Below are 25,020 nucleotides of genomic sequence, written 5' to 3'. Positions count from 1 at the left end.
AAACTGAATTGGCACCCCTGGGAGTGCACTAACGTTAGATTCTGATCTCTACGCGCTTTTTCCTTTGAGACATTGAGGTATCTGAGGCAGCTACCTGTGGTGAGGGATTAAAGTTGCTCTGATTTGAACTTGCATAAAAGCCATGTTGAGTGAGTGCCTTGGCTGAATTGTCTTGAGAGTCTGCTGTGGGTAGTCCCGGAGATTGATGTTCGACTTTCTCTGGCTTGGAAAGGTCAACTCCAGTCGGGCTAGGGGAATCATCGACCCTGGATGTTCCTGGATTTAATCTGGCCTGATTTTCATGCACATGGTCTTCGAGATTAGTTATTCTAGTATTGTGTGCCTTGAAACCGCTATCAATTTCCATTTTCATAGCATCAATTTGCGGCTGCACGACATCATTTAGTGACCTCTGTTTCTCACTATTTTTCTTATCTTTCACTTTACATATTATTTTCTCAGCCAATTTTTCATTCCGCGAATCTTCGGTTTCTTTGAACTCCTCTTTCGCATCATTTTCACCATTAATGAGCCCTACTAAATTATTTATTTGACATGCTCCTGCTACTAGTAAGCCCAAAGTTGCAGCAGCGGGGAAGGTTATATGAAGAAGGACAGCAGCTCCCTTAGCAATCAGGCCTCCCGTACCTACAGACAATGCTGTACCTGTTAGTATTGATTTAATTTTCATATTGCACTTTATTATTAATTTTTAATATATTGATAGTTAACAAATTATTGGTAAGAAAATTGTGATTCCGTACGATTTTCAGATATTCCCTTTCGTTGATGTCCTAAGTTTTCAATTAGCCCCAAAACTTCTTTAGCCAGTGCCAATACTGTGGCATGATGTTCAGCCGTATCTTTGTAAATTTGGCTTATATAATGAGGATCAGAGACAGCGAGCTTAGAACAAAAATCAGGATAAGATTCAAGAGCTAAAGACAGTTGCGCAATGGTCTCTTTCATTTCTTTTGTTGTCTCAGATGCCCCTTTTAGTAACCGGTAGTCTTTTTTTAATTTAGCAGGATCTGAAAAAAATCTTTGTTGCTTACCAGGAGATTTATCTAATTGAGGTAATTTGGAAAACTCCATATTTTCTTCTTCTATAGCTTGATTTAAAACCTGACGAATCTGTTGTCTGTCTGAAATAACTTGATCAAGCAGACTATCAAAATCTTCAAGCTCCTGACGCCAGTTCGATTGTCGTTTGTATTTTTTGGGTTTTTCATGAGTAACTGACTGAATAAAAAGGGAGGCGCACAGAGTATAAGCCCCTAACCCAATCACCAAGCCAGGAGTACCCAGCACGGGATAAGACAAAAAAGTCATCGCATATGAAGCAGCAGTGAGGCTCAACCAGGTTAGCTGCGGAAAAAAAGTAGCGATGAGAAGAGTAGTTAAACGGGTCAGGTGTAAACACAGTAAACCAATATCCAACGTGAGTTTTGCAAGTACCGCCAAGGCAGCCTTTGGTGCCTTATAGAAATGCTCTTCTGCTACGGAAAAATGGAGTGTGAGCAAGGAAGAAACTGCGTTAACCAGTTCTTTAAAAGTCTCAACAACCAGGGTAAGTCCGGAATACAAATACCGCCACTGCCATAACCACATTGAGGCATTAATTTGCCTAAACTCATCGAAATTCTCGATACGATGAAAAAAATAGTCTTTGGGCTTTACCGAAAGGTTTGCTTTGAGCGCTCTTAAATGCTCAATTTCTATTTCAGAAAAATACTCTAACATGCTTTTATCCTTTAACGCATCACCAGGTAACGGTTACTGATCAGCGTCCCTCTAAAAATATGGATAATCTGTCTTTCTGAACCACTCTCTATAACAGAGTAATGATATTCTTTGAGGTTTGTAATTTGTAATTTTCTTATTCTGACATACAACTTTGGATTCACACTTTAATTTACTTGGAAAGACAACCAACAACCTGGGTAGGGTTGGGGTACTGTAGAATTTCCAGAGTTTATCCATGAGTTGAACGTATAAAACCTTTTCCATATTTCTGAGGTACAACCGGTACTTCAATGAGGGGGGCATGATACATAACTGCCTTTTTATTTTCAATAAAAAAAGCGGGTTCAATAGGAAGTGGCTTCTAAAGAAGCCTAATTTGTTCAATAAAATCAGCTAGGGGCACATAGGTTGCCCACGACTTTATTCTTCGCTGACAACCATTGCCCACCGGCCTGGGAAAAATTATTCCTATACGAATAACTGGCCGCATGAGCCCACCATGGGCAATCTCCCTACCTCCGCAACCTTCTGCTGGACCTGGATTTCTTTTTGCTTTGTATTCCTTGGTCTTGGGGCTGTGCTTTATGTCTATCATCGTTACTTAAGCGAAGTGGATACGGGCGTCAAGAGCCCTGTCCTTTTAGGCTTTAAACCGCTTACAGACAGTCAGCGAAAATTGGACCAGTATTTTGCTATTGTGGCCGTTTTTCTATTAACCCAAATCCTGGTTGGTGCGATCATGGCGCACTACTATACCGAACGGGATGGGTTTTATGGCCTCTCTATTAATGCATTTTTGCCATTCAATTTCCTGCGGGATGTCCATACGCAAACACCCATTATCTGGATAGGGCTTTCCTGGATTAGCGCGGCCATATTTCTCGCGCCAATCATTAGCGGCAAGGAAACCAAAGGACAGGGGTTTTTAGTCGATTTGCTGTTTTGGGTCACTCTATTGGTGGTTGGTGGAGCGATTCTTGGGAATTATCTTGGCATTATGGGCTATGTCAATCCTGTCTGGTTTTGGTTGGGTAACCAAGGATTGTCCTATATTCAACTGGGTAGGCTCTGGCAAATCGGCTTTTGTATCGGCCTGTTCCTCTGGAGTTTTATTGTTTTCAGGGGCATGTGGCCGACATGGGAGCAACTAAAAACAGCCACCGTGGAGTTCTGGACTGGTCGAATCCGCCTGGAACATCTTTTCTGGGCAAGCACAATCAACGTCGCTGTAATGTATTGTTTTGGTATGATCCCTTTAACGGGCATTGAAAAATCCTTCACCATCACTGATTTTTGGCGTTGGTGGGTTGTGCATCTTTGGGTAGAGCAGTCCTTTGAATTTTTTACCGCCTGCGCCACGGCCTATCTTTTAATGGGTACCGGATTAGTTTCCAGACGGTTAGCGGAGCGTATTGTCCTTCTTGAATCAATCCTGATTTTTCTGGGTGGCGTTATTGGTACAGGACACCATTGGTATTGGACGGGTACACCGGATATCTGGATACCGTTGGGAACCATGTTTTCATTTATTGAAGTATTGCCTCTCGTCCTGTTAATTATTGATGCGATTGAGGATTATCAACGCATCAGGAAACAGGGTAATTTTACTTATAAATTGGCTTATCTTTATATTCTGGGCGCGGCTTTTTGGAATTTTGTCGGAGCAGGGGTATTCGGCGGCGGGACACTGAATGCCCCGCTAGTCAATTTTTACGAGCACGGTACCTTCCTTAGCCTGAATCATGCCCACACCGCCTTATTCGGCGCGTTTGGTTTACTCGCACTGGGGTTAATTTATTTTTGCCTGCGTTATGCGGCAGGGAATCAACTGATCTGGAGTGACCGTTTAGGGGTATGGGCATTCTGGCTTTATAATGCGGGTCTGGTTTTATGGATTTTTTTAAATTTCTTCCCCATTGGTTGGGCTCAATTGATGGATGTTTATGAAAATGGGCTTGCCCACGCAAGAAGTCTTGAGTTTTACAATACCACCTTGTTATGGCAATGGTTACGCCTTCCCGGGGATGTGGTCTTTGCGCTTGGTGCACTATTAATGGCTTATGAGTTCTTCATTAAATTGCGGCCATTTTTTCCAAAATTGGCACGGGCACGTAGCATGCCTGCCAGGGTTACGACTGATTAAGCGGTTAAAACAAATTGATTGCCGTATTCAGATTGATAACCTGACGATCGCTTATTTTTGCAAGACAGCCAAAGCGTTGCTTTGGCTTTTCCTGATTCGTTTTGCCTTTTTCTGATTTAATCCGTTGTTATCTCCGTTTTTGCGCAAATAAGAAACCAAATAATCCCTGGATAGGTTTACCATGCTCATCCAATTTATGAAGGTTGCCTACCGTTTCTTTGTATTCCAGAATTGACCAGCCACAGTCCTGGTAAAAATGATACAGCTCGTCTTTTTCTGCCAAAAAAGTAAACGATGAAGGGTAAAGATAGGGCTCTGCCTTGATTGGAAAAACCAGGAAATGAAAGCCTTGAGGAGCGGTCATTTGTTGGAGTTCAGTTAACAAAGCCGGGATGCGTTTCGCATTTAAAAATTGCAAGGTAACCGTTGAGTAGACAAAATCATAGGCTTGATGGCCGGGATTTAATGGCAAATTAAAGTCCTGGATAATCGTTTGAATCGTTGTCAGCCCCTCCTTCTGAGCTATCTCAGTTATTTGCTGCATGGCGGTTTCATTGATGTCCATGCCCGTCACGGAATGCCCTAATGAGGCCAAAAATAAGGGATTCCTTCCGGAGCCACATCCTACATCCAGCACGGCCATTTTTTCTTGCTGGTGAAGATACGTCTGGTACACCTGCAATAAATCACTATGGATCGGAGCAAGACCATATTTTTTATAAAAATAGCGCTGCGGCTTGCAGTAAAACTGGAGTGATGCACTCCAATTGTCACTGAGGGGGATAATTTTATGCCAGGAAGCCGGTGGTATTAATAATTGGGGTTCCTGCTGATTAAGTCGATGCCGGGCTAATTCTTCTTCAGCGCCATTAAGGAAAATAAAATCGGCTTCACCTTCCCGTAGTTGCAAAAGACCCCAGGTTCCCTCTTTAGTGCTGTGTTTATTTAAAAAGAATTGCAGTTTCCCCTGCTCACTGAGTTCGATTTCTTTGTAGCATCGTAATTCATCATGATTGATCGGCATGTCCTATTCCTAACTCGTGCGTCAGAACCTGGATTTTAACAAGCGTCGCACCGTTGTAAAGGAATCATCGGTAAAACCATTATGATTTTGGCCTTAGGCAGGGGAAGTAAATCGGTGATAAAGGCCCGGGTTTTATTGGCTTCAGAAAGTGTTTGATCCGACCTGGCTATGACTTTAAACAAAAAGAGGGACTTTTCAGGAGCCAGCAAAGAGTGGATACATCGTATATAATGATCAATCAATTGCCCTATTTTTCTCTATGAATAACGCTGAGCTTCTGAATATCGCGCGAGATGCCTGTGCACATGCCAGGGAATATATAAAGCAAGGCGATACACCTGGCGGCGATGAACTGGAAGAAAACTCTTCAGCGCTTTATGAGCAAAACGTTGCTGCTATGCGAGCCCAAGCCGATAAGTTATGGGAAGCTTTTTGTCAGTATAAAGGGGTGGACGAATACTCTGAACGCGGTCAGTCAATTAGAAGGCACGCCCTTGAACTCTTTGTTTTAGAAAAAGGAATAGGCCAGTGTGGCGAATTTGCCACACTGGCCTTCCACTATATCCAGAACAATTACCCCCAACAACTTGCAGAAATGAATCTGGCTGTCCTTGGGGTCAATGGCAGCAGTCATATTGTAGTCAGTTTGGGGAGTGATGAGGATAGGGTTATCTGTGATCCCACCCTGGATATCGTTTTCGAATTAAATAGGGAGCCGGGAAAATTACATGATTTCACTCAGTCTCCCGGGAAGACTATTTATTATCCTTACTGTTCCGAGTATCCCCCTCTTAGGGAGTTAGCTATACACCATCCAGAAGGAGAGCTTCATCAGGAGGAATTAGACGAATTAAGTCAATTCAAAAGAGGGGGAGGCCCCGTCAATGAGTTGCCATTTCCTCAGGCAGGGGGTCGGGAAGAAAACTTGAGTCAGGAGCAAGCGTTTAAACAAATCTGTTCCGCAGCAATTGCAACAACCTATACCAAACCTGCCGAGTCTGCGGCTCCTGCGGATAGGCTCAAATACGTTTTGCAATGCTACATCAAAGCAAGGGCGGAAGAGGCTGAGAGTGTTTCAAATGCAGAAGTTAGCTCCGACGAAACCAATACAAATCCTGATCCGTTAAAATTCAGATATAAATTGATGTGGTGGAAATCACGCTTTAATGCTGAAGACAAGATTTGTACAGCAAACAAAGTGATCGATATATTGGATGGGATTAATAAAAGTGCCATTACGGCACGGGAGTTAGAGATCCTCAAGGATGGCCGCCTTGGTGCAGCGACCAAACCTTTTCTTGATATTTTGCAAGCCCTGTGTGAAACCCAGGGCAAATGACAAATTAAACATTGTAGCATCGTCAATCATCGTGATTGATCGGCATGTCTTATCCTTCGAAGCGTCCGAAATGGGATTTTAATAAGCGCCGTACTGTGGTAGAGGTACTCCATTTCCCAACCTGCCATGATTGTCAGCCTTAGGCGGGGGAGTAAATAGACGATAAATGCCAGATTTATCCTGATGCGCTTCAGAACGCGGTTGTTGATTGGTATGCGTTGATTGATAAGCCATGTAGGCTGCTGTAATGAGTAAAGCAGCGGGCCAGGATATGGCAGCGACCGTGACGATAAAAGTCGGCCCGGCTGTATTATAAACTAGATTTTTCCAGAAATTGGCATTGGCGTTATGGCGCTCTACGGTTAATTCTGTGAGTAGTTTCTGGTGTGTTGGGTCATTGATCTGTTGACCGTTTAATAACTCCCGTTGTACAGCGAGGTTTGCCTGGGCACACTGTTTGAATTCATTGGCAGTGGCGTATAAGGCAGAGCCTAACATCATACTGAACACATAAGTCAGGGAAAGACCGCCAAACAACAGGAAAATCACGCCAAATCCAACGGCCTGACAGCAGGCCGCAGTGAAGTTAAAAGCATAATAGGCCGATTGAGCGTCCCATTCATCCTGTAATATATCCATTTGTCGCTTAATGATTGCCAATTTTTGCGAATCGGCAGGCAGATTTTCTGTTTGTCTTTCTAATTCCTGGATCCGGTGATGATGCTTTGTTGCGTCAAATAACCAATGGCTTACTACCAGGGCGACATTAAAAACCAAAGAAACAGCAACGGTATTGACTATCGCTGCTGTTGATAAACGAAACATTTCCTGGCGATATATTAATAAATTGACGGTACCCCAAACGATGTCATTTAGCATGGTAAAACCACGTTGTTCCAGCTCATCCTGAAAAACTTTTTCACTGGATAATTGGTTACCCAGATGAGCCTGAAGAGTATATTTGCACATCATCACGAGATTAATCATGAAACGGAAGGAATAGATTCCCACACTGAGGGCGGATAAAAAATTATTGGGTTTATTGAGTATTTGGAGGAACTCATCCGGACTATAATGGTTTCCCATTTTCCTGTTTATCCCCTGAATAAAATCAGGGAGTGCAGGTTGCAGCGACAGCACGACATGGTGTGCAAGATTGTGACAGTTATTCCAATAAGTACGATAGTCATCTAAATGAGACAAATGGTCATTTAATTTGGCTGTACTAATTAAGGAACGGGCAAAATCCAGGAACTTATCGATCGCTTTATTCCAGAGAAAGGTGCTGGCCGGATTGTTATCGTTTTGATTGTCGGATAAGGGATTATTGTTTCTAAAAATCGTTATGTCACGTTTCTTTTTCTTAAGATCATCTAACTTCGCTTGCACAGAATGGGATTCGTAATAGTGAATCATCAAATCACACAATGCATCTACCATGAGGACGATTTCATTTTCACGGTCATTTTCCCAACGGGTTTTATTGGAAATAAAGAGCTGATACATCGACGAAAACTCTGCATCCAGTTGATTTAAGGTAAAATCATCAGCCCTAAAATCAAAATGGCTTTGCTGCCTGGGGGCTTTGTAAAAGAAGGAGTCTTTTAGTTGATTTATTGGTGATAAAGGCATGCAAAATGTCTACAAAAAAGCGATCTATGAAAAATTAATCTCTCGATTTTAACAGTTGGTATAGCTTTTGTTCAACCTTTCGCCTCTTGCAGGAGTGAGCAAGTATTGATCGTGTGGTCTATAATTTTCTTAGTACCTAACACGGAGAACCACGATGACAAAGAGAAAAGACAAACAACCCACCGAGAAAAAGTTAAATAAATTATCTGATAAAGAGCTGAAGGAAATTTCAGGCGGTGCGGAAGGAGAAAGAGTCGACAGGGCAAGAGTTGACAGGTTAGTCATAAAGCCAACAAGCGTTAGGCGCTGGAGAGAGTAAGTATTATCCTGAATGACAAAATACAAAGGGCGAGCCCTGACGAGAAATTGACTAATCAGGCTAATGGTATTCGCAAACAGACAAGTTTACCCTTATCATCTATTCTCTACTAAGCAACGATTCTTTTGATAAGTTTTTCTCAGTATTGGATCAGAGAAAGATGCACAAATTAGCTATTATTGGCGCGGGTCCATCAGGCCTGACTTCTGCTGTAGCAGCCATTAAAGAGGGATTAGCCCCAACCCTTTTTGAAATGTCCTATCGGCTAGGTGGCGTTTGGGGTCCGGATGAACGAAGCATTGATGATGCCAGTACTGCCTGGCCAGGCATGCGGGTTAATATCTCTCGTCATACAGGAACCTTTTCTGATTTCAGTTGGCCTAAGGAGGCCAGTGATTTCCCCACCACTCAAGAGGTTTATGACTATTTATGTCATTATGCCCAGCATCATAAGCTTGAGCGTTCTATTCGATTTAACTCACCAATTATTCAAATAATCCCTAAAGATAAACACTGGCTTGTTCGATGGCAAACCGATCGTAAGCAAACTCAAGAAGAATCCTTCGACTCCGTCCTGATTTGCACCAGTAAGTTTTCGCATCCTTTTATTCCCCCTTTTCAAGGATTGGAGAAATTAAAAGACAACTGGCTCCATAGCGCCAAATATCGCGGTCCAGAACCCTTTAAAGATAAAAAGGTGTTAGTGGTAGGCGGTTCGTTAAGTGGTACTTCCATTGCAGAGGAATTGGCAAAAATTACCTCGGTGACTCACTTAATTCGTAAAGAGCGTTGGATGATCAAAAGATACCGCTCCTCCGATCCCAAAAATAATGGCCCTCTGCTGCCGAGAGATCTTTTGAAATCTTATGCGAGTGCACAGGAGGTACTTTCAAACGAAGAACACTATCAACGGATGCTTGAGCATTGTGCTGAGCAAAATGAATTTCCTGAATGGCGTATGTACCCTCACTCACCCGTCGATTTTGTTATTGCAGAGGAGTATTTGCATTGGGTTCGTCTCGGTAAACTGAAACCTGTACGCGGTGATATCAAGCATTTCAACAAAACCAGTGTCATGCTGGAAACGGGTGAGTGCCTTGATTTTGACGTCGTCATTTTTTGCACCGGTTATCAGCGAAATTTATCTTTCCTGCCCGACGCGTTGCGCTTAAAATCCCCCCTTTATGAAGATACCTTTCCCACCGACTTTAAGGGCATTGCTTTTATTGGTATGTACCCGGGGGCGCGTGGGGCGGTATTCCCACTGGCTGAACTCCAGGCAGAATTGGCTTGTGCCGTATTTAGCGGTCGATATACCTTGCCCTCAACCGAGCAGATGCTAAAAGAAATTGCGGAAACACCAACCCATCGCGACGAAGTACAATTTACACTGTCCTTGGCTGAGCGCTTGGGTATCGCACCCAATCCCGACTCCTTTCCTCCAGGTATTCGCCACCTGTTAATTCATGGTGCATACACGCCGGCCCGGTTTCGGTTGACCGGGAAGCATAGCAATCCTGCGATGGCTTTAGATCTGATTAAAGAGACAGCGTGTCATCGACGTCAATTATTACGGTCAAAAAATAAAGAATAAATTTCCATTTTGAGATTGGACGTTTGTTAATTATAGTGAGGGCACAAATAAGCGTCGGCGCAAGAAGTTTTTCAGAGATATTGAAATGAAAATAAAAAAAGTATTCATTCTTGGTGGGTACGGCAATTTTGGCCGTTACATTGCAAAGGTGTTGAGTACGAATCCCAATATCCAATTAATCATTGGCGGGCGACGCCTTGAGAAGGCGCAGGCCTTTGTTAAAACCCTGGCGCCGATTCATCCTGCCCAGGCTATTCGCTGCGATATTTCGCAAAACCTGGCAACGATCTTTGCAGCAGTTCAACCCGATATTGTTATTCATACTGCTGGTCCTTTCCAAGGCCAGGACTATCGAGTTGCCGAAGCCTGTCTAGATCAAGGTTGTCATTACATTGATTTGGCTGATTCGCGGGATTTTGTGGATGGCATCTCTAAACTGGACTCGGAAGCCACGGAGAAAAATCTTTTCATTTGCAGTGGCGCAAGCTCCTTACCAGCATTAACCAGCGCTGTTATCGACCATTATCTTGATCAATTTTCAGTCCTGGAGAAAGTGGACTATGCCATCGCAACGGCGCAATTAACCAATCAGGGATTAGCAACAACGGCCGGTGTTCTAAGTTACGCCGGGAAACCTTTTTATACCCTGATTGATGGCAAACAACAGCTGATTTATGGCTGGCAAGATTTGCAATTAAAACCATTCTGGCAATTGAATAAGCGCTTTCTCGGTAATTGTGATGTCCCTGATTTAGCCTTGTTTCCTGAACGTTATCCCCAGTTAAAAACCATTCGCTTTCAGGCGAGTTTGGAATTAAGAACCTTGCAGTTAATTCTATTTTTTATGTCCTGGCTGGTTAGACTTAATCTCTTTCCCTCTCTCGATAAATCTGCCTTAGCGCTCCTTAAAATCTCTCATTGGTTCAATGCATTTGGCCATGATAATACTGGTTTTTATATGGAGCTCTCTGGATTGGATCACCAGCAACAGGTTAAACAAATACGCTTTGATATTTACGCCAAACACGGAGATGGCCTCTATATACCCTGTATCCCGGCGATTTTGCTCGCGGAGCGATTAAGTGATGAAGAACAGCGGTTATCCGGTGCTACAGCCTGTATGGGGCAGATTTCCCTCACGGATTATTTAGATACGTTACAGCGACTACAATTAGATATCAGTTGGCGGGAACAATAATTAGGAAATGCAATGACTAAGGGACAACTCGCGCAGCCCAAAGAAGTGATTCATGAATTAATCAGAAAAAACGGTTATTTCCCTAACAACCCGCACTATCCCTTATTGATTTATAAAAACATGGTTGCCTTTACTGACCAACCGCCGCAGGCCATTCAGGCGTTTTTGCGACAGAACCAATGGATCAATTCCTGGGTTGATGGAATCTATAAAAACCATCATTACCATAGTAACACGCATGAATTATTGGTTGTGATTGCAGGGTATTGCCAGGTTCAGATTGGCGGCGATCAGGGTAAAATTTATGAGATTGCTCGCGGTGATGTCATTATTCTCCCTGCCGGTGTGGCCCATAAAAACAGGCGTTCAACCAACGATTTCAAATGCATTGGTGCTTATCCTTTTGATGTCGCGTGCGACATGAATTATGGCAAAGCGGAAGAACATCCCCAGGTCGTCGACAACATCAAGCAGGTAGGATTACCAGCCAGGGATCCTCTGTTTGGAGAAGAGGGCTTGCTATTCGATTATTGGAAATAATATCAACGCCTGTCGTCATCGTGGAGGGCTTATTTTCCTTAGTCACGGCAAGTAACCGATCGGCACTTGCTAATTTTTTTCATCCTGGGCTATGATGCCAGACAAGCGCAAAGAGGGATTTTACCAACGTAATGGATTACCCACGAATTCACCGAACTCTATTCCTGTATTTCCGATATCTGGGTTTAAGTGTTTTATTGTTAACTGGATGTACGTCCATCGGGCCAAGACAAATTCATCTCGACAGGGCACGTTATAACGATATTGTCCGTGAAACGGATAATGCACAGGTATTAAAAAATCTCGTCCGTTTACGTTATCTGGAACCTACCTCCCATTTAAAGGTAACGAGCGTTACAGCCTCCTATTCTTTAAATTCCGCCCTGGCAGGGAATGTGAACTGGCCGGTTGACAGAAACACCACGGATACGGGTTCAACGATACCTACGGTTGGCGTCGCCGTAGCGCCCAGTGTGAGCTATACCGATTCCCCCACCATTTCCTATGTCCCCATTGACAGTGCAGACTTTGTCGCTTCACTGCTCCAGCCCATCAATTTTAAGCAGCTGGTATTACTTTTTCATGGGGGTATTCACGATCACCAGTTAATTCTGCGTGTCGTGATCAATCGACTTGGGGAACTGAATAACGCGTCATTTGCCACCGGCACTAATAGCACGGATCTTTCACCCATTGACCACTATGAATACAAAAAATTTCTACACTTCATTACTCTTCTGCAAAAAATGCTGCATGAAAAGAAAGTAAGGATTGAAACGATCAATTATCAAGAGCAGTTAGGGTTGATTATTCACTTTAATAGTCCCTACTCACGGGATGCCTTAGCCCTTAAAGCACTTCTCAAGGTGCCCCAAAACAGCCCGGACATTGCTATTATGGACACCGACATCGCAACCACCACAGTGAACCACGCTGGATTCATTACCATAGCCAAAACTGCGCCGGCGAAGAATGTTGTTTTTGCTCGTCTTCGCTCCGTTTATGGGATAATGTTGTTTCTGTCTCATGCGGTGCAAGTGCCAGAAGAAGATGTCAAAGCGAATCTGGTCAAAATAACAAAGGACACGCAAGGGCGCTGTTTCGATTGGAAACCACTCCTGCAGGGTATCATGAGAATTTACTCCAGTAATAAAGAACCCCTGGATGCCTTTGTAAAAACGCGCTATAACGGCCATTGGTTCTTTATTCGCGCCTCGGATCATAACTCAAAAATTACCTTTGCCTTATTAGTAAGATTGACGGCATTAACTGCGGGCTTGGATGGAAATTCACAGACTGCGCCTGTGTTAACTTTGCCTGTTAATGCAGGCCATTAAATGGTTTGGGATCTTGGCTAGCCTCTCCGCCCTAACCGTCAGGCGATGCTGCCACCGTCTATACTGTTATCTACTGATCTTTATTTATCAGGCACTATGTTCCTTGTTAAGCTGAGAGCAACCAATCGTTTGTTTCTGCAAACGCTGCGATTCGCAGTAACCCATAAACTGTTTGTTATTCTTCCTCTGGTTGCGCTTGTTTTTACATTTTCAGGATTCGTGTTATTGGGCTGGGGCGTTCATTTGGGGGCGGAGCTTAACCTGCAGCCCAACATGCCTCAATACGATTGGTACCTGCAAATCGCCGGTTTCCTAACGTTAATTTTTTTAATCGTAGGTATCAATACCTTCTGTAGTGCGCTGTTAGTATACATGGCGAATTTTAACTTATCGGGGAAAGACGTATCCCTTAAAGAAGGATTGCAACAATGTTGGTCACAGCGTTATGCATTACTTTCCTGGGGCGTATTCTTTACCTGTGCCGGATTCCTTTTATCACTCCTCTCGCGCGCCGGTAATTTCGGCAGGCTCTTTTTTAAAGCAGTCGATGTTGGCTGGCATCTCTGCGCTTTTTTAATCATGCCTTTTATTATGATTGAGCACTTAACCCCCAGCCTTGCCTTTGACAAAGCCAAACACTATTTTTCCAAATCAGCTGTATTTCAGGTTAATATCTTGTTGCTCCTGGCTCTGTATTTATTACCGCTCTACCTGCTTATCCATTTGTCGCCCTATTGGATCCCAGAGCCCTACCAGGCAATTATCGATGACTATCTGTTCTATGCTTTATTGCTGCTTATTTTATTCTGGCTAACTTGGGGTGCTGCTCTAAATGCCGTGCTAAAAACAGCCTTGTATTTGACGTTAACAGGACAAAAAGAATTGGCGTTTTTGCAGAAAGAAGAGGTTGAGAAAATGATTGGTGAGGACAATGCCAAGTCTTAATTAAACCGGGCCTCCTGGACAAACCCTGAGCTATTGTCAGGGTTTATTTGTCGTTGCGCACGGGAAAAGCATTTGATTGGCTGCAGCATTAAACAGCGTGTTTTCAACGCGGTTTAATTTGCCCCATTTTCAGGCTGCGAGGGAAAAAGCTCACTGCCAATTTTTTTTAAGATATCACTCTCCGAGGGTGTCGTTGCAGTCGAAGGAATGCTAAGGGCTGGCGCAGGATTTTGCAGTGCTTCAGTTAAGGTAATAAAGGTATAACCATTGTCTTTATACATCTGAATAACATCACCCAGGAGATAGCTATTCAGTAAATTCGCATGCACTAATAAGATTTGTTTGGCATTGGGATCTTTGGCTAACCTTTCTGCTCTCAGGGTTTGTTTCCAGATAAAAGCAAGGTAACGGGCCTTCATCTTTTTTACATAAGCATCTCTCGAGCGATAAGGAACATGATAAAGCTGTTCATTAAAGGCAAAATCCTTGCTATCAATCGTGACCGGCGCAATGGTGTAATGATGTTCATTAAGATAATCAAGAACCTTGGGCTTCGTGTTCTTGTTGCCTTCTGCCAGATAGGGATAACGAAAATATTTTGGCTCCGTCATCAGGGGAGCAAGAATTTTATCGGCGCGTGCCACATCGGCAATGTATTTCTCAGCGTTCATTTGATTTAAATTGTAATGCGAATAAGTATGATTGCCGATCGCAAATCCTGCAGCACGAAACTGTTCAAGAAATTCCCATTGCCCTTTTCCTATTGCTCCTGCAATCACAAAGCCTGTGGCAGGGACATTATGTTCGGTCAGCGCTTGAATAATTCGATTGAAACGCTCCGTGGAGCGTTGCTGATTGCCTGGTGTATTCATTTGTGAGGCAACAAGCGGTAAATCATCGATGGTCAGGGCAATTTCGCGCGTTTGTCCCAAGCAACTACAGCTAACTAAGAGAAGAAACAGATAGTAGACTATTCTCATTGATAATCCTTTATCAGTAGGGGTGTTTATTTAGTGTAGCAGTACTTTTATCGGCTCGCTTTTTTGAGTAAATTTCAAGCAAAAACAAGTACTTTTTGTCCAGATCAGCTAACCTTGCTATTGCGAAACGCCCATTGACCAGATAAGTTAACTAACGCATAGTGAATTTGGATTAATAACGTGCATTCAGCAGTTGTGAATGGGCCAAAACCGTTTTTCAACAGATAAATAGGGTCAATGTGATTTCCGGGAATGTTCACATCAAATCATTATTAAAATGCGTTGTGCCAATACTCTTATTGGCCGCCCTGACTGGTTGCGTCAATTATCTCGGCATTCACAGCCATAAAAAAATGGCCAATCCCGCACAGTTTCAAACCAGAAAAAGTATCCCCAAACAACATGGGCAGTGGCCTAAACTGGATTGGGCTAACCAATTTGGCGATCCGCAACTGATCACGTTAATTAATGAGGCCATTGCCTGCAATCCCGATTTGGAAGCTGCCAGGGCCCGGATCAAGCAAGCGCAAGCACTGGCATCTAATAAAGCAGCGGCTTTATATCCGCAAGCCAATGCGCGTGGTGCCATTGAACGGGTAAGGTTTGCTTCTTCTGCCGACCTTCCTTTCGATATCGATAATGCCACCTTCACACAGCGTGCTTTCCTTTTAAATATCAATCAGGATTTGGATCTGTGGGGGAAAAATATCTCTTTCCTCAGGGAAGCCCTTTCACAGGAAAAGGCGGCAGAGGCTGCAGCGCAAGAAGCCAGCCTTTCCCTGGCCACTTCGGTAGCCTCAACCTACAATCAATTGGCCTACTATTACGCGTTACGTGATGTATTAAAGGGGACAGTTGCCCAACGCGAGGGGTTGAATAAAATTTCTATGGTGCGTTTACGTACCGGCCTGGATACCAAAACGCAAGTTTACCAATCACGATCCAGCACAGAAACAGCCCGTACCCAGCTGATTGCTGCCGAAGGAGAAATCATCACGTTGCGCCAGCAATTAGGTGTTTTACTCGGTGGAGGACCGGATAGGGGATTGGGGATTACCCAGCCGCGATTAAAAATGACCAGGACACCGCAATTACCTGACAATTTGCCCTTAAACCTTTTAGGTCGGCGGCCTGATATTGTGGGAGCACGCTGGAAAGTAGAAGCAAGCCGTCATGGTATAAAAGGCACAAAGGCGAGATTTTATCCGGATGTGAATTTAGTCGCCGGCGCAGCCTTCCTGGCGTTTGCACTGAGCGATATAACGAACACTGCCAATGTAAGATTTATGGGCGCAGCGTTTAGTTTACCTATCTTTGATGCTGGCGCCCTGCGGGCCCAACTTCGCAGCAAATACGCACTCTATGAAGAGGCCGTCGCTGAGTATAACAGCACGCTTAATCGCGCCCTGGGTGAGGTGGCGATGCAGCTAGCCTCGATTCAATCCGTCGACAGGCAATTAGGGCCGCAGAAAGAAGCCCTCCATGCAGCCGAACATGCCTACAATCTGGCACGTGTTCAGTACCGGACCGGCCTTGCCTCACAATTAGTGGTTTTGGATGCCCAGCTTAGCTATTTGAACGAACAACAAGCACATTTGCAACTTGTGACAAGTCGCCGTAATCTGCAGATAGCACTCATTAAGGCACTTGGCGGGGGCTTTGCAGCCCCAATTTGCTAAATGCAAAAAAGTACAGCAGGAGAGTTAATGTCAGAACAGGTTATTACCCAGCCCGATGATGAACAGCGAATGCATCAGAAGCGGAAAGTTATTCTTACCTCAATGACCCTCGTTTTTTTGCTGATAGCGGTCCTTTATGGCTTGTACTGGTTGCTCGTAGGGCGTTTTTATGTGGAAACTGATAATGCTTACGTGAATGGCAATGTCATCCCCATCACCTCCCAAGTGGGCGGTACGATTATCGCGGTAAAAGCGGACGACACCCAGTTTGTAAAAACCGGTCAGGTTTTAGTGCAACTGGATCCGATTGACAGTTTTATTGCACTGCAACAGGCCGAAGCCAATCTGGGATCCACCATACGCAATACCCAGCAATTATTTATTAATAACGAGGGATTAGCTGCAAGTATTAAAGACAAGGAAGCAACGCTGGCTAAAGCACATCTAGATTTAAGCCGCCGTAAAGCAGCGATAGGTTATGGCGCCGTTTCGAATGAGGAATTAACGCATGCGAAAGACAACCTGACAAGCGCTGATGCCTCGCTAACGCAAGCCCGTTCCGCGCTTTTAGCAAACCGGGCCTTAACCGAAAATACAAACCTGCAACAGCATCCCAGTGTTTTATTGGCAGCAGCAAGATTTCGGGAAGCTTATATTGCCTATAAGCGCAGTGAAATACGGTCACCCGCTGCTGGTGAAATTTCCCGACGCGTGGCGCAGGTTGGACAACGTATCGCCCCAGGCACCCGATTAATGGCCGTTGTTCCCTTGGAGCAAGTCTGGGTTGATGCCAATTTTAAAGAAAAACAGGTCAGGGATATGCGTATTGGTCAGCGAGCCACCCTGATCGCAGAGCTCTATGGTTCTTCCGTCAAATATCATGGCAAGATTGTGGGTTTTTCCGCAGGCACAGGAAGTGCCTTCGCGCTCTTGCCCGCGCAAAATGCGACAGGAAACTGGATTAAGGTCGTCCAGCGATTGCCCGTTCGTATTATGATTGATCCGCAAGAGCTGAAAGCGCATCCTTTGCGTATTGGCTTATCCATGTTAGTCACCGTCAATATTCGTGATCAAAGTGGAAAATACATCAGTGAAGCCTCCGAAGTACCCGGGTATACCACAACGATTTATGATGATTTAGGGAAGCAAGCCGATATCGAGACCATGAAAGTCATTCAGGAAAATGTAGCCAAAACCATCAATCTCGCACCCAAGGAGCAAGAGCCTGCCCCCAGTTCAGCAAAGGGAACTTCCCAATGACTAGCGAACAAGCGCAACACGCGGCCCTGCCTCCTTTAGAAGGGGCTAAGCTTGTCATCGCAACGATTGCTGTTGCCCTTGCTACCTTTATGATTGTCCTTGATTCATCAATCGCCAATGTCGCCATTCCCACCATTGCTGGTAATCTGGGTGTCTCTCTCGATGAAGGGACCTGGGTTATCACTGTCTTTGCAGCGGCTAATGCGATCGCGATCCCTTTAACGGGATGGTTAACCTTGCGTTTTGGTCAGGTTCGTTTGTTTACGGGGGCTATTATACTCTTTGTGCTGACCTCCTGGCTGTGCGGCTTGGCAACCAATTTACCTTTTTTACTTTTTGCCCGAATATTGCAAGGCTTTGTTGCAGGTCCCTTGATTCCCTTATCGCAAGCTATTTTGCTGGGCTCTTACCCCAGGGAAAAAAGCTCCATTGCTTTAGCGCTCTGGGGAATGACTGCGACCGTCGGCCCGATTGCCGGCCCAACCCTGGGAGGCTGGATAACGGCGAGCTATGATTGGTCCTGGATTTTTTATATCAATATCCCAGTCGGCCTGTTTGCTGCTGTCGTCTGTTGGTGGATTTATCATGATCGTGAGACGGCCAGAAAAATTTTTCCGATTGATACAATCGGCCTGATACTCCTGATCATCTGGGTTGCTGCCCTGCAAATCATGCTCGATAAGGGCAAAAATCTCGATTGGTTTAACTCACCCGAAATCGTTATCCTCGCTATTATTGCAGGGGTAGGCTTTTGCTATTTTCTCGTCTGGGAATTAACCCAGAAAAATCCGGTGATCGATCTTACCCTCTTTGCCGGCCGCAATTTTACTGGCGGTACAATCGCTATTGCGGTGGGGTATGGCGTGTTTTTTGGTAACCTGGTTTTATTACCGCAATGGTTGCAACAAGATCTGGCCTATCCCTCGCTCAATGCCGGATTAGTGATGGCACCCCTCGGTGTTTTTGCGGTGATTTGCTCACCCATTGTCGGAAGAATTTTACCCAGGTGCGATGCCCGGGTGATCACAACCATTGCCTTTCTTCTTTTTGCACTTGTCTTCTATCTACGCTCGCTTTATACCAGTGATGTCGATACCTGGACCCTGGTGATCCCTACCTTATTACAAGGGATTCCTGTCGCGATGTTCTTTATCCCGCTATCACTGATTATTCTTGCCGGATTACCTACCGATAAGATCGCGGCGGCTGCAGGCTTATCCAATTTTGCACGCGTATTTTGCGGCGCCATTGGCACCTCCATTGCGAGCACGACCTGGAATAATCGCGCCATTGTGCATCACTCGCAATTAACCGAACAATCAACACCCTACACAACCACCTTTAATGACTTCATCAATCTGAGCCAGAATGTTTTAGGTATCGACCAACAACAAAGTTATGCACTGTTTAATCGAATCGTCGATGTACAATCCGATACGCTGGGATTAAATGATATTTTCTGGGTCTCATCACTTATCTTCCTGGCTCTCATTCCCATCGTGTGGATTACCAAGCCTGAACCAGGCGCAGGGCATGCCGTTGCTGTGGAAGCCTAGAATCCAATTTTATTGATACCTACCGTAACAAATTTCCTTAGTACTTTTTTGGCAATTTGCTTTATGATACTGCTGCCTGAAGTTAGGTAACTCTGTAAATTATTTGGATTATTTACTGAATCCTGACTCATGCTTGCTGCAATATTATTAATCAATATAAGGTAGTAGAAAATGCGAAAATCATTTAGATCGTGCCTGTTTGTTCTATTTGCAATATTGTCGTCTGTAGCCTTGGCAAGCGTTCATGAGGATCATCCTTATACCTTTACCATTTCAAAACATGTTTATAAATATTCTGAGCAATACCAGATTAAATCCACACAACAAGACACCTACCCCGGAACAGTAAAGAAGAGTGCCTTCCGTATTCGTGACAACTATGACTTATCGAATAAAGATGGCTGGCAAGCGACTGGTATCACTCGCGTGCTGTCACCTGGCATCTTGTATCACTGGGCAAAAGATATTGATGTTTATGATACCCGCGGTGTAAAAATTGGTTTAATCAGCGGAAAGTTTGCAACGCTTGAAGCCGCAAAATTCACTATCTATGAATACGATGAAGAAGGAAATTACAAAGAGATTGCAGCGGCCTACGCAACTCCCGATTTCCACCGTTTTGCGATCCTGGAAACCCCTGATAACCCTCACCCACTTGCTGAAATCAATCGCAATTTGGGCGATAAAACCTGGACTGTCAGCGTACATTATCCGGAAAAACTTGATGATCGTTTAGTCCGTATTTTTGCTGGTTTCATCATCGACCACGAAGATAAATTCCTGGCACAAACCGACACAGAAACCGATGTTGAGTTAGACTAAGCCTTCTCATTCCTTTGCTCTTCTCCGCGAAAGCGGGGAAGAGGTCTTACCGCCCAATCAATAACCAATTGCTGCCGATACGGACAAGATCGGAGGCATCCACCTCATACCCATCTGATTCGCCCAACATCACCGAATGTGCAGTTGAACAGACGGCCGTCAAACAGGTGCTGTGCGTTGCTATGCTAGAATTAACGATAAAGAAAGGATCTCTAACATGGAAAAGTTCTTTGGGCTCGGCGAAATAGGGGACTACGGTTTATATATACGCGGCCTCATCATTACCTTGTATGCGATTATCTTATTCAGGGTGAACCTGTCACGCCTTTATGGGAATCACTCCCCATTGGATTTTATTATTTACATCATCCTTGGTGCCATACTCGGTGAGGCCATTGTGAATAATATTCCCCTCTTACCTTCAATGATTGTCTGTATGCTGATTGTTTTGGTTTACCGTTTCCTGGCTTACTTGACGTATAAAAGTCATGGGATTGGAAAGTACATCAAAGGGGAGAAAGTTATTATCATTAAAAATGGAAGATACGTGAGAAAAAGCCTCCAGTGTTGCCGCATTACTTCAAATGATATTTTACAGGCATTGAGGCTTCAACACGGCATCAACACCATAGAACCTATTTATGAGGCTATTCTTGAGCGTGGGGGACAAATTTCCTTTATGTTTAAAAAACAAAAAAACCATAAAAAATCTGCGAAGCTGGACTCCTTGCCATAATAGGAACCTGCAGCTTTAAGTGCAGCGCCTCTTTTATGTCGGGTTCCCCTCGGGCGGGCACCATCTCTCAGTAAGTAGGGCACCTCGCCCAACCTTTAGCACTCGCTATTATGACATTCCTTTTGGCGTGCTTTTTTATCTTTTCTTTTTCTGAAAAAGAATGAGCGTCTTTGGTAGTTTGAAGAATGTTGCAACTAAATTTAGTTGCATAAAATACCTTGGGAACTCTTGTCTTCCCGCGTAGCCCGGGTTAAGCCAAAGGCTGTAACCCGGGATTTCAAAACACCCCTAACAGGTACGATGCCGCAATGGGGGTTCCCCCCCAAGTAAACAATCAGGTTACTGCTGCCAGGTCTAACTAGGAGTTGCTTCCTAGAGACATGTTTTTCTCAGGTTGTTGAGCTTCTGATTTTTCCGCTGTGAATGACCACCAGCTATGGCGGTTTTTGGATGAATTTGTTGGAGGAATAAGTGCTTTCTCTTTACCATAAGCAGCTTGTAAATCCTCTTCTAGATAGTGGTAGGTTGCTTTAACGTGAGTTACTGGTAACTCAAATCTAGCTGCTATTTTTGCTGCTAAATCGATGTTCGCTTGAGCAACTAGTCCATTTTGGGAAACAGGTTGTATGATTACTCTGTGTGTGTCTCCAAATATCCATTTGGAAATGACACTCGGACTATAAACCTGGAGAGTAGCTAATATCTCTTGTGTATTTTCATTAGTTAGAGTGATTGTCCCTTGATATCCAGTCAAAGTACTTAACCAAGATTTTGGTTGATCGGCAGTTGCTTTGACGTGCTCACCTATTCCAGGAAAAATAACTTGAGCTTTTGCAGGTGATTGCAACAATAAATCTAATTTATTAAACGTAGAATCATGGTCGAGTGTAGGAGAATTGAATTCATATCCAGGGCTCGCTTTAACGAAATTCAATTCAAAAGGATTTGCTTTAATATCATTGTAGATCTCTTGTAAAAAATTCTCGTCATAATCTGCGCCACTATTAGCTCCCTTTAAGATATCTTTAACTTTTTTAAAGTCCATTTTAAATTGGGCTGCATTGGGGTTATGAAAAGTAGTAGCCATAAACATGGCTTGCATGGTTAACACATAGCCAGCTGTTTTATCAGCAAGATGCCCTTGAGGATTTTGCATACAATAAGCTTCGCTAAAACTTTCTAAAAGCCGTTCAATCTTTTGCGATTCTTTAGGTAATAGGAAGGTTTTTAAATAACTTCTTAAAGCGGGTAAAAATTTCTGACCCGCTAAATTGATCCGAGCGGTAAATGCCTGTAATGCTTCTTTATTCTCGGCATCTGGACCACTTAAATAATCACCAATGGCTTCTAAATCTAAATTTCGATGTTCGTCATGAAAAAAATCGGCGATCTGTTTTCCAACTTCTTTTATGTTATGTTCTTGACAGATGTCTTTTATTTTTTGGATACCATCTTTAGCTTTGACATTAAAACTGTGAGCAATTTCTCTCTTTCTTGCCTGGATGTCTGCTTTCATCCCCTCTAGATTAGGTTGCTGTTCTTCGATGGGTTCAGCTTGGATGGATTTTTGAGCTCGAGTAATTGCTTTATTGACGGCAGTAATATCTGATTGGTAGCCTTTGGGTAGTGCGCGTTTGTATTTACCCGTAGAAGGATGGCAATCCTCTATTTGAATAGACAAAGTTTCTGATAATCTAACTGGTTTTTCTAATTCTATTTTTAATTGCTTTAAGCTTTCGAGATCCAGGCTGCCTTTTTTAGCTGCTTCAATGGGCTGCGATAATTTTTTATGACGTGATGTTAGTTGACTTTGAATTAAGTGTGTACGTTCATTCAGATTTTTTTGGGCCCGGCCTTTACTCATCATTAACCTCTATTAACTCATCGAACTATTACAGTCTTCATGCAAATTAAAAATCACGGTCATAATATACGATGATTCTTAAGGAATTATTAGTTATTGAAAACGCTTTCTGACCCCCAGGACAGCCGATATTGAAAATCTCATACAATTTCTACTATTTTTTCAAGAGATTGGGTTCCAATGTTGCCATGTATCCTTTTCTTTTTAAGCTCAATTTATTTTGATTTTTCTTGCTTTAGAAGATTAGGACAATGTGTCTAATTACGGCGAAATTTTCAGCCCCATAATCCTTGCGAAGTCGGGAGTCCTCTTCACGAAAGACGACATCGCGCCGCAACAGGGTCGGCAACAAGGGTTTCACATCAACATGATTCAAATAGGGTCATGGCTTGAATCTTGTATTCAACAATCAAAATTCAAGCCCGGTCATCATAACTGCTCTACGGCCCCGCACCTATTTACATTTAATAACTTATTTACTATATTTATAACTAGTCTGACTAGTTATTGGAAAATAAAATGCAATCTTGGCAATTACAGCAAGCAAAAGCTCATTTAAGTGATTTAGTAAGAGAAGCATCTGCTGGCAAACCTCAGGAGATCACCTTAAGGGGTAAACCGACAGTGGTAGTTTTATCCATGGAATTATATAAGAAACTTATTAAGCCAAAACCTAATCTAGTCGATTTTTTACGCCAATCACCCTTAATCGATGTAAATTTAGAAATAACTCGCGATAAAAGTGGAATGAGGGATATCGACTTATGAGTAATTTTTTAGATGTCCTTTCGAGTTATTTATTAGACACTAATATTATTTCCGAATTGGTAAAACCGAAACCGAATGAAAAAGTAATGAGACGGCTGCAGGAGAAAGATAGCTCAATGCTTTTTATTAGTGTCCTAACACTGGGTGAAATAAGGAAAGGGATTAATGGAATTACCGACCCTCAAAAATATGGAACTATCTCTCATTTTCTTGAGGTACAACTACCTGATTATTTTGAAGAGCGTATTTTACCGATCGACCAAAAAATAGCTGATATGTGGGGACAAGTACAAAGTAAATTAAAGGGACATCATTTATCCGCCATAGATGCTTTAATTGCTGCTACTGCAATAGTACATAATCTAAAACTTGTTACTAGAAATGTTAAAGATTTTGTACATATTCCTGTCGAAATAATTAATCCCTGGGAAGATGAATAACCGTTAACAGACAAAAATGTAGCCTGTAGCCCGGGTTAAGCCAAGGCTGTAACCCGGGGATTTCAACACACCCTCAACATCAATGAATCAACACACTCTCCACCATGCGCCGCAACATGGTCGGCAACAAGGGTTTCACATAAACATGATTCGCTCCCATCGCCAGACAGTGTTTCCCTAAAGGCTCATCCACATGCGCTGAAATCACAATAATGGGTGTCCTTTCATAGAGAGGGATTGCCCGAATCAACGGTAAAATTTCCTCCCCCGGCCTATCCGGTAAACCCAGATCAAGCAGGATGCAGTCGAAGCATTGGGTGGCCAGTGTTTCCAATGCTTGTTGTGCCGTTTCTGCCAGAGTCAATTGATACTCATCACTCAATAACGAACGATACATTTGTTGGCAGATAACATTGTCTTCAACGATTAAAAGTTGTGTCATGATTTATTCCTTTATTGTCGATTGGACCCTTCGCCCAACATCGTGTTGCCATAATGTTTCCCCGCAGGCGGGGAGCTACCCCTTTTCCATTGGCCTTACTCAGGCGCTGCGATTTCCCCATAGCGCAAACCCTTGGCAATCGCCTCCGCTATATTTTTACAACCAAGTTTCTGAAAAATCGTATTGCGAAGCCACACAACCTGCCGTTCCGACACAGCAAAAAAGGTAGCAATCTCTTTAATACTTTTCCCCAGCGAGGATAAATACAAACACTGCTGCTCACGCGGGGTTAAACGCCCATCGATACAAAGCGGCCGCTGCACCCACGCCCGTGACAGCAAGGTTTGTACTTCAGCAAGCTGCTTGTTGCTGGGATTGGGATTCCCTAAATAGGTTAAGTAGTCGCGCGCAAAGGCTTTAAAAAACTGTTTCTGTTTCGCGGTGTGGTAATGAATAAAAGCGCGTTCATTCATTCTGTTACTGTCCATGTTGTTCTCCAGCGTAGGTTGGGTGCCTTACCCAACAGCGCGTCGGGTCAAGACCCGACCTACATTAAAAGAACACGAGCAAGAGACGTGGCTGTTCCTACCCGTGCAGTGAGTATTGGAAACATTAGTGTTCGTTTAGCAATTTACTTGCGCAAATAGCTAACAAAA

Annotated in this window: 22 protein-coding genes and 1 pseudogene; 15 read left to right on the top strand and 8 right to left on the bottom strand. The window is 43.6% G+C overall.

The genetic code is table 11. The features are described from left to right. Positions 1-34 precede the first annotated feature (34 nt). Positions 35-691 (bottom strand): hypothetical protein, encoded by a 657-nt coding sequence (locus tag ACN4Z1_RS14680; protein ID WP_058445757.1) that lies wholly within the window; start codon positions 689-691, stop codon positions 35-37. Positions 692-735: 44 nt separating this feature from the next. Beyond that, complete coding sequence (locus tag ACN4Z1_RS14675) at positions 736-1,743, bottom strand: hypothetical protein (RefSeq protein ID WP_228363417.1); 1,008 nt, start codon at positions 1,741-1,743, stop codon at positions 736-738. A 421-nt stretch (positions 1,744-2,164) separates the two neighbouring features. On the opposite strand from ACN4Z1_RS14675, the pseudogene ACN4Z1_RS14670 reads away from it, so the two are divergent. Continuing rightward, positions 2,165-3,889: pseudogene (locus tag ACN4Z1_RS14670) on the top strand (cbb3-type cytochrome c oxidase subunit I); the annotation flags it as partial. Between the two features lie 127 nt (positions 3,890-4,016). Here the strand turns inward: ACN4Z1_RS14670 and tehB are convergent. After that, on the bottom strand, positions 4,017-4,913 hold the full coding sequence (tehB, locus tag ACN4Z1_RS14665) for an SAM-dependent methyltransferase TehB (RefSeq protein WP_228363415.1): 897 nt from the start codon (positions 4,911-4,913) through the stop codon (positions 4,017-4,019). A gap of 259 nt (positions 4,914-5,172) precedes the next feature. Between tehB and ACN4Z1_RS14660 the strand changes: the two genes are divergently transcribed. Next, on the top strand, positions 5,173-6,252 hold the full coding sequence (locus ACN4Z1_RS14660; protein WP_228363414.1) for a hypothetical protein: 1,080 nt from the start codon (positions 5,173-5,175) through the stop codon (positions 6,250-6,252). Positions 6,253-6,330: 78 nt separating this feature from the next. Here ACN4Z1_RS14660 and ACN4Z1_RS14655 read toward each other — a convergent pair whose 3' ends face one another. Continuing rightward, positions 6,331-7,884 carry a hypothetical protein gene (locus tag ACN4Z1_RS14655; RefSeq protein ID WP_419388268.1) on the bottom strand — a complete coding sequence of 518 codons (1,554 nt, stop codon included), beginning with the start codon at positions 7,882-7,884 and terminating at the stop codon, positions 6,331-6,333. Positions 7,885-8,038: 154 nt separating this feature from the next. Here ACN4Z1_RS14655 and ACN4Z1_RS14650 point away from each other — a divergent pair, with 154 nt between their 5' ends. The 6 genes from ACN4Z1_RS14650 to ACN4Z1_RS14625 all read left to right on the top strand — a co-directional run bounded on the left by ACN4Z1_RS14650 (position 8,039) and on the right by ACN4Z1_RS14625 (position 13,817). Then, on the top strand, positions 8,039-8,203 hold the full coding sequence (locus tag ACN4Z1_RS14650; protein WP_228363412.1) for a bacteriocin: 165 nt from the start codon (positions 8,039-8,041) through the stop codon (positions 8,201-8,203). 160 nt (positions 8,204-8,363) lie between these two features. After that, on the top strand, positions 8,364-9,797 hold the full coding sequence (locus tag ACN4Z1_RS14645; RefSeq protein ID WP_228363411.1) for a flavin-containing monooxygenase: 1,434 nt from the start codon (positions 8,364-8,366) through the stop codon (positions 9,795-9,797). An 85-nt stretch (positions 9,798-9,882) separates the two neighbouring features. Next, positions 9,883-10,995: a saccharopine dehydrogenase family protein gene (locus ACN4Z1_RS14640; RefSeq protein WP_228363410.1), complete on the top strand. Its 1,113-nt coding sequence runs from the start codon at positions 9,883-9,885 to the stop codon at positions 10,993-10,995. A 12-nt stretch (positions 10,996-11,007) separates the two neighbouring features. Next, positions 11,008-11,535 (top strand): cupin domain-containing protein, encoded by a 528-nt coding sequence (locus tag ACN4Z1_RS14635; RefSeq protein WP_228363409.1) that lies wholly within the window; start codon positions 11,008-11,010, stop codon positions 11,533-11,535. A gap of 131 nt (positions 11,536-11,666) precedes the next feature. Then, the gene (locus tag ACN4Z1_RS14630) at positions 11,667-12,872 is read left to right on the top strand and encodes a hypothetical protein (protein WP_228363408.1); all 1,206 of its coding nucleotides are present in this window, start codon (positions 11,667-11,669) and stop codon (positions 12,870-12,872) included. 96 nt (positions 12,873-12,968) lie between these two features. After that, a complete protein-coding gene (locus tag ACN4Z1_RS14625; RefSeq protein WP_419388267.1) occupies positions 12,969-13,817 on the top strand; it encodes a DUF6159 family protein in 849 nt (282 codons plus the stop codon). Positions 13,818-13,930: 113 nt separating this feature from the next. On the opposite strand, the gene ACN4Z1_RS14620 is transcribed toward ACN4Z1_RS14625, so the two are convergent. Then, positions 13,931-14,797: a polysaccharide deacetylase family protein gene (locus ACN4Z1_RS14620; protein ID WP_228363406.1), complete on the bottom strand. Its 867-nt coding sequence runs from the start codon at positions 14,795-14,797 to the stop codon at positions 13,931-13,933. Positions 14,798-15,081: 284 nt separating this feature from the next. On the opposite strand from ACN4Z1_RS14620, the gene ACN4Z1_RS14615 reads away from it, so the two are divergent. The 5 genes from ACN4Z1_RS14615 to ACN4Z1_RS14595 all read left to right on the top strand — a co-directional run bounded on the left by ACN4Z1_RS14615 (position 15,082) and on the right by ACN4Z1_RS14595 (position 20,850). Then, positions 15,082-16,476, top strand: a complete 1,395-nt coding sequence (locus ACN4Z1_RS14615; protein WP_228363405.1) for an efflux transporter outer membrane subunit — start codon at positions 15,082-15,084, stop codon at positions 16,474-16,476. 27 nt (positions 16,477-16,503) lie between these two features. Then, a complete protein-coding gene (locus tag ACN4Z1_RS14610; protein ID WP_228363404.1) occupies positions 16,504-17,736 on the top strand; it encodes an HlyD family efflux transporter periplasmic adaptor subunit in 1,233 nt (410 codons plus the stop codon). After that, the gene (locus ACN4Z1_RS14605) at positions 17,733-19,292 is read left to right on the top strand and encodes a DHA2 family efflux MFS transporter permease subunit (protein ID WP_228363403.1); all 1,560 of its coding nucleotides are present in this window, start codon (positions 17,733-17,735) and stop codon (positions 19,290-19,292) included. Before ACN4Z1_RS14610 ends, ACN4Z1_RS14605 begins: the two co-directional genes overlap by 4 nt. A gap of 171 nt (positions 19,293-19,463) precedes the next feature. Next, entirely contained in the window at positions 19,464-20,114 is a 651-nt protein-coding gene (locus ACN4Z1_RS14600; protein WP_228363402.1) for a hypothetical protein, read from the top strand. A gap of 217 nt (positions 20,115-20,331) precedes the next feature. Further along, positions 20,332-20,850 carry a DUF421 domain-containing protein gene (locus tag ACN4Z1_RS14595; protein ID WP_228363401.1) on the top strand — a complete coding sequence of 173 codons (519 nt, stop codon included), beginning with the start codon at positions 20,332-20,334 and terminating at the stop codon, positions 20,848-20,850. Positions 20,851-21,208: 358 nt separating this feature from the next. Here the strand turns inward: ACN4Z1_RS14595 and ralF are convergent, their stop codons facing one another. After that, the gene (gene ralF, locus ACN4Z1_RS14590) at positions 21,209-22,717 is read right to left on the bottom strand and encodes a T4SS guanine nucleotide exchange effector RalF (protein ID WP_228363400.1); all 1,509 of its coding nucleotides are present in this window, start codon (positions 22,715-22,717) and stop codon (positions 21,209-21,211) included. 516 nt (positions 22,718-23,233) lie between these two features. Between ralF and ACN4Z1_RS14585 the strand changes: the two genes are divergently transcribed. Both ACN4Z1_RS14585 and ACN4Z1_RS14580 read left to right on the top strand, forming a co-directional pair. Further along, positions 23,234-23,482 carry a type II toxin-antitoxin system Phd/YefM family antitoxin gene (locus ACN4Z1_RS14585; RefSeq protein ID WP_228363399.1) on the top strand — a complete coding sequence of 83 codons (249 nt, stop codon included), beginning with the start codon at positions 23,234-23,236 and terminating at the stop codon, positions 23,480-23,482. After that, positions 23,479-23,922: a type II toxin-antitoxin system VapC family toxin gene (locus tag ACN4Z1_RS14580; protein WP_228363398.1), complete on the top strand. Its 444-nt coding sequence runs from the start codon at positions 23,479-23,481 to the stop codon at positions 23,920-23,922. Before ACN4Z1_RS14585 ends, ACN4Z1_RS14580 begins: the two co-directional genes overlap by 4 nt. Positions 23,923-24,001: 79 nt before the next feature. Here ACN4Z1_RS14580 and ACN4Z1_RS14575 read toward each other — a convergent pair whose 3' ends face one another. Both ACN4Z1_RS14575 and ACN4Z1_RS14570 read right to left on the bottom strand, forming a co-directional pair. Then, entirely contained in the window at positions 24,002-24,364 is a 363-nt protein-coding gene (locus ACN4Z1_RS14575) for a response regulator (protein ID WP_228363397.1), read from the bottom strand. A gap of 95 nt (positions 24,365-24,459) precedes the next feature. Then, entirely contained in the window at positions 24,460-24,852 is a 393-nt protein-coding gene (locus ACN4Z1_RS14570; RefSeq protein WP_419388266.1) for a response regulator transcription factor, read from the bottom strand. Between the last annotated feature and the right edge of the window lie 168 nt (positions 24,853-25,020).

Origin of the sequence: Legionella sp. ST3F1 (assembly GCF_048553315.1) — a bacterium.
GTDB lineage: Bacteria > Pseudomonadota > Gammaproteobacteria > Legionellales > Legionellaceae > Tatlockia > Tatlockia donaldsonii.
Note: the sequence above shows the minus strand (reverse complement) of the source record. Positions and strands in the feature narration are given on the sequence as shown.

What these genes read in the sequence shown, in the direction of transcription:
- ACN4Z1_RS14655 (WP_419388268.1), bottom strand. Translation starts at nt 7,884, where the DNA reads ATGCCTTTATCACCAATAAATCAACTAAAAGACTCCTTCTTTTACAAA.
- ACN4Z1_RS14640 (WP_228363410.1), top strand. Translation starts at nt 9,883, where the DNA reads ATGAAAATAAAAAAAGTATTCATTCTTGGTGGGTACGGCAATTTTGGC.
- ACN4Z1_RS14575 (WP_228363397.1), bottom strand. Translation starts at nt 24,364, where the DNA reads ATGACACAACTTTTAATCGTTGAAGACAATGTTATCTGCCAACAAATG.
- ACN4Z1_RS14585 (WP_228363399.1), top strand. Translation starts at nt 23,234, where the DNA reads ATGCAATCTTGGCAATTACAGCAAGCAAAAGCTCATTTAAGTGATTTA.
- ACN4Z1_RS14600 (WP_228363402.1), top strand. Translation starts at nt 19,464, where the DNA reads ATGCGAAAATCATTTAGATCGTGCCTGTTTGTTCTATTTGCAATATTG.
- ACN4Z1_RS14570 (WP_419388266.1), bottom strand. Translation starts at nt 24,852, where the DNA reads ATGGACAGTAACAGAATGAATGAACGCGCTTTTATTCATTACCACACC.
- ACN4Z1_RS14610 (WP_228363404.1), top strand. Translation starts at nt 16,504, where the DNA reads ATGTCAGAACAGGTTATTACCCAGCCCGATGATGAACAGCGAATGCAT.
- ACN4Z1_RS14645 (WP_228363411.1), top strand. Translation starts at nt 8,364, where the DNA reads ATGCACAAATTAGCTATTATTGGCGCGGGTCCATCAGGCCTGACTTCT.
- ACN4Z1_RS14625 (WP_419388267.1), top strand. Translation starts at nt 12,969, where the DNA reads ATGTTCCTTGTTAAGCTGAGAGCAACCAATCGTTTGTTTCTGCAAACG.
- ACN4Z1_RS14680 (WP_058445757.1), bottom strand. Translation starts at nt 691, where the DNA reads ATGAAAATTAAATCAATACTAACAGGTACAGCATTGTCTGTAGGTACG.
- ACN4Z1_RS14605 (WP_228363403.1), top strand. Translation starts at nt 17,733, where the DNA reads ATGACTAGCGAACAAGCGCAACACGCGGCCCTGCCTCCTTTAGAAGGG.
- ACN4Z1_RS14650 (WP_228363412.1), top strand. Translation starts at nt 8,039, where the DNA reads ATGACAAAGAGAAAAGACAAACAACCCACCGAGAAAAAGTTAAATAAA.
- ACN4Z1_RS14635 (WP_228363409.1), top strand. Translation starts at nt 11,008, where the DNA reads ATGACTAAGGGACAACTCGCGCAGCCCAAAGAAGTGATTCATGAATTA.
- ACN4Z1_RS14595 (WP_228363401.1), top strand. Translation starts at nt 20,332, where the DNA reads ATGGAAAAGTTCTTTGGGCTCGGCGAAATAGGGGACTACGGTTTATAT.
- ACN4Z1_RS14580 (WP_228363398.1), top strand. Translation starts at nt 23,479, where the DNA reads ATGAGTAATTTTTTAGATGTCCTTTCGAGTTATTTATTAGACACTAAT.
- ACN4Z1_RS14630 (WP_228363408.1), top strand. Translation starts at nt 11,667, where the DNA reads ATGGATTACCCACGAATTCACCGAACTCTATTCCTGTATTTCCGATAT.
- ACN4Z1_RS14675 (WP_228363417.1), bottom strand. Translation starts at nt 1,743, where the DNA reads ATGTTAGAGTATTTTTCTGAAATAGAAATTGAGCATTTAAGAGCGCTC.
- ACN4Z1_RS14660 (WP_228363414.1), top strand. Translation starts at nt 5,173, where the DNA reads ATGAATAACGCTGAGCTTCTGAATATCGCGCGAGATGCCTGTGCACAT.
- ACN4Z1_RS14620 (WP_228363406.1), bottom strand. Translation starts at nt 14,797, where the DNA reads ATGAGAATAGTCTACTATCTGTTTCTTCTCTTAGTTAGCTGTAGTTGC.
- ralF (WP_228363400.1), bottom strand. Translation starts at nt 22,717, where the DNA reads ATGATGAGTAAAGGCCGGGCCCAAAAAAATCTGAATGAACGTACACAC.
- tehB (WP_228363415.1), bottom strand. Translation starts at nt 4,913, where the DNA reads ATGCCGATCAATCATGATGAATTACGATGCTACAAAGAAATCGAACTC.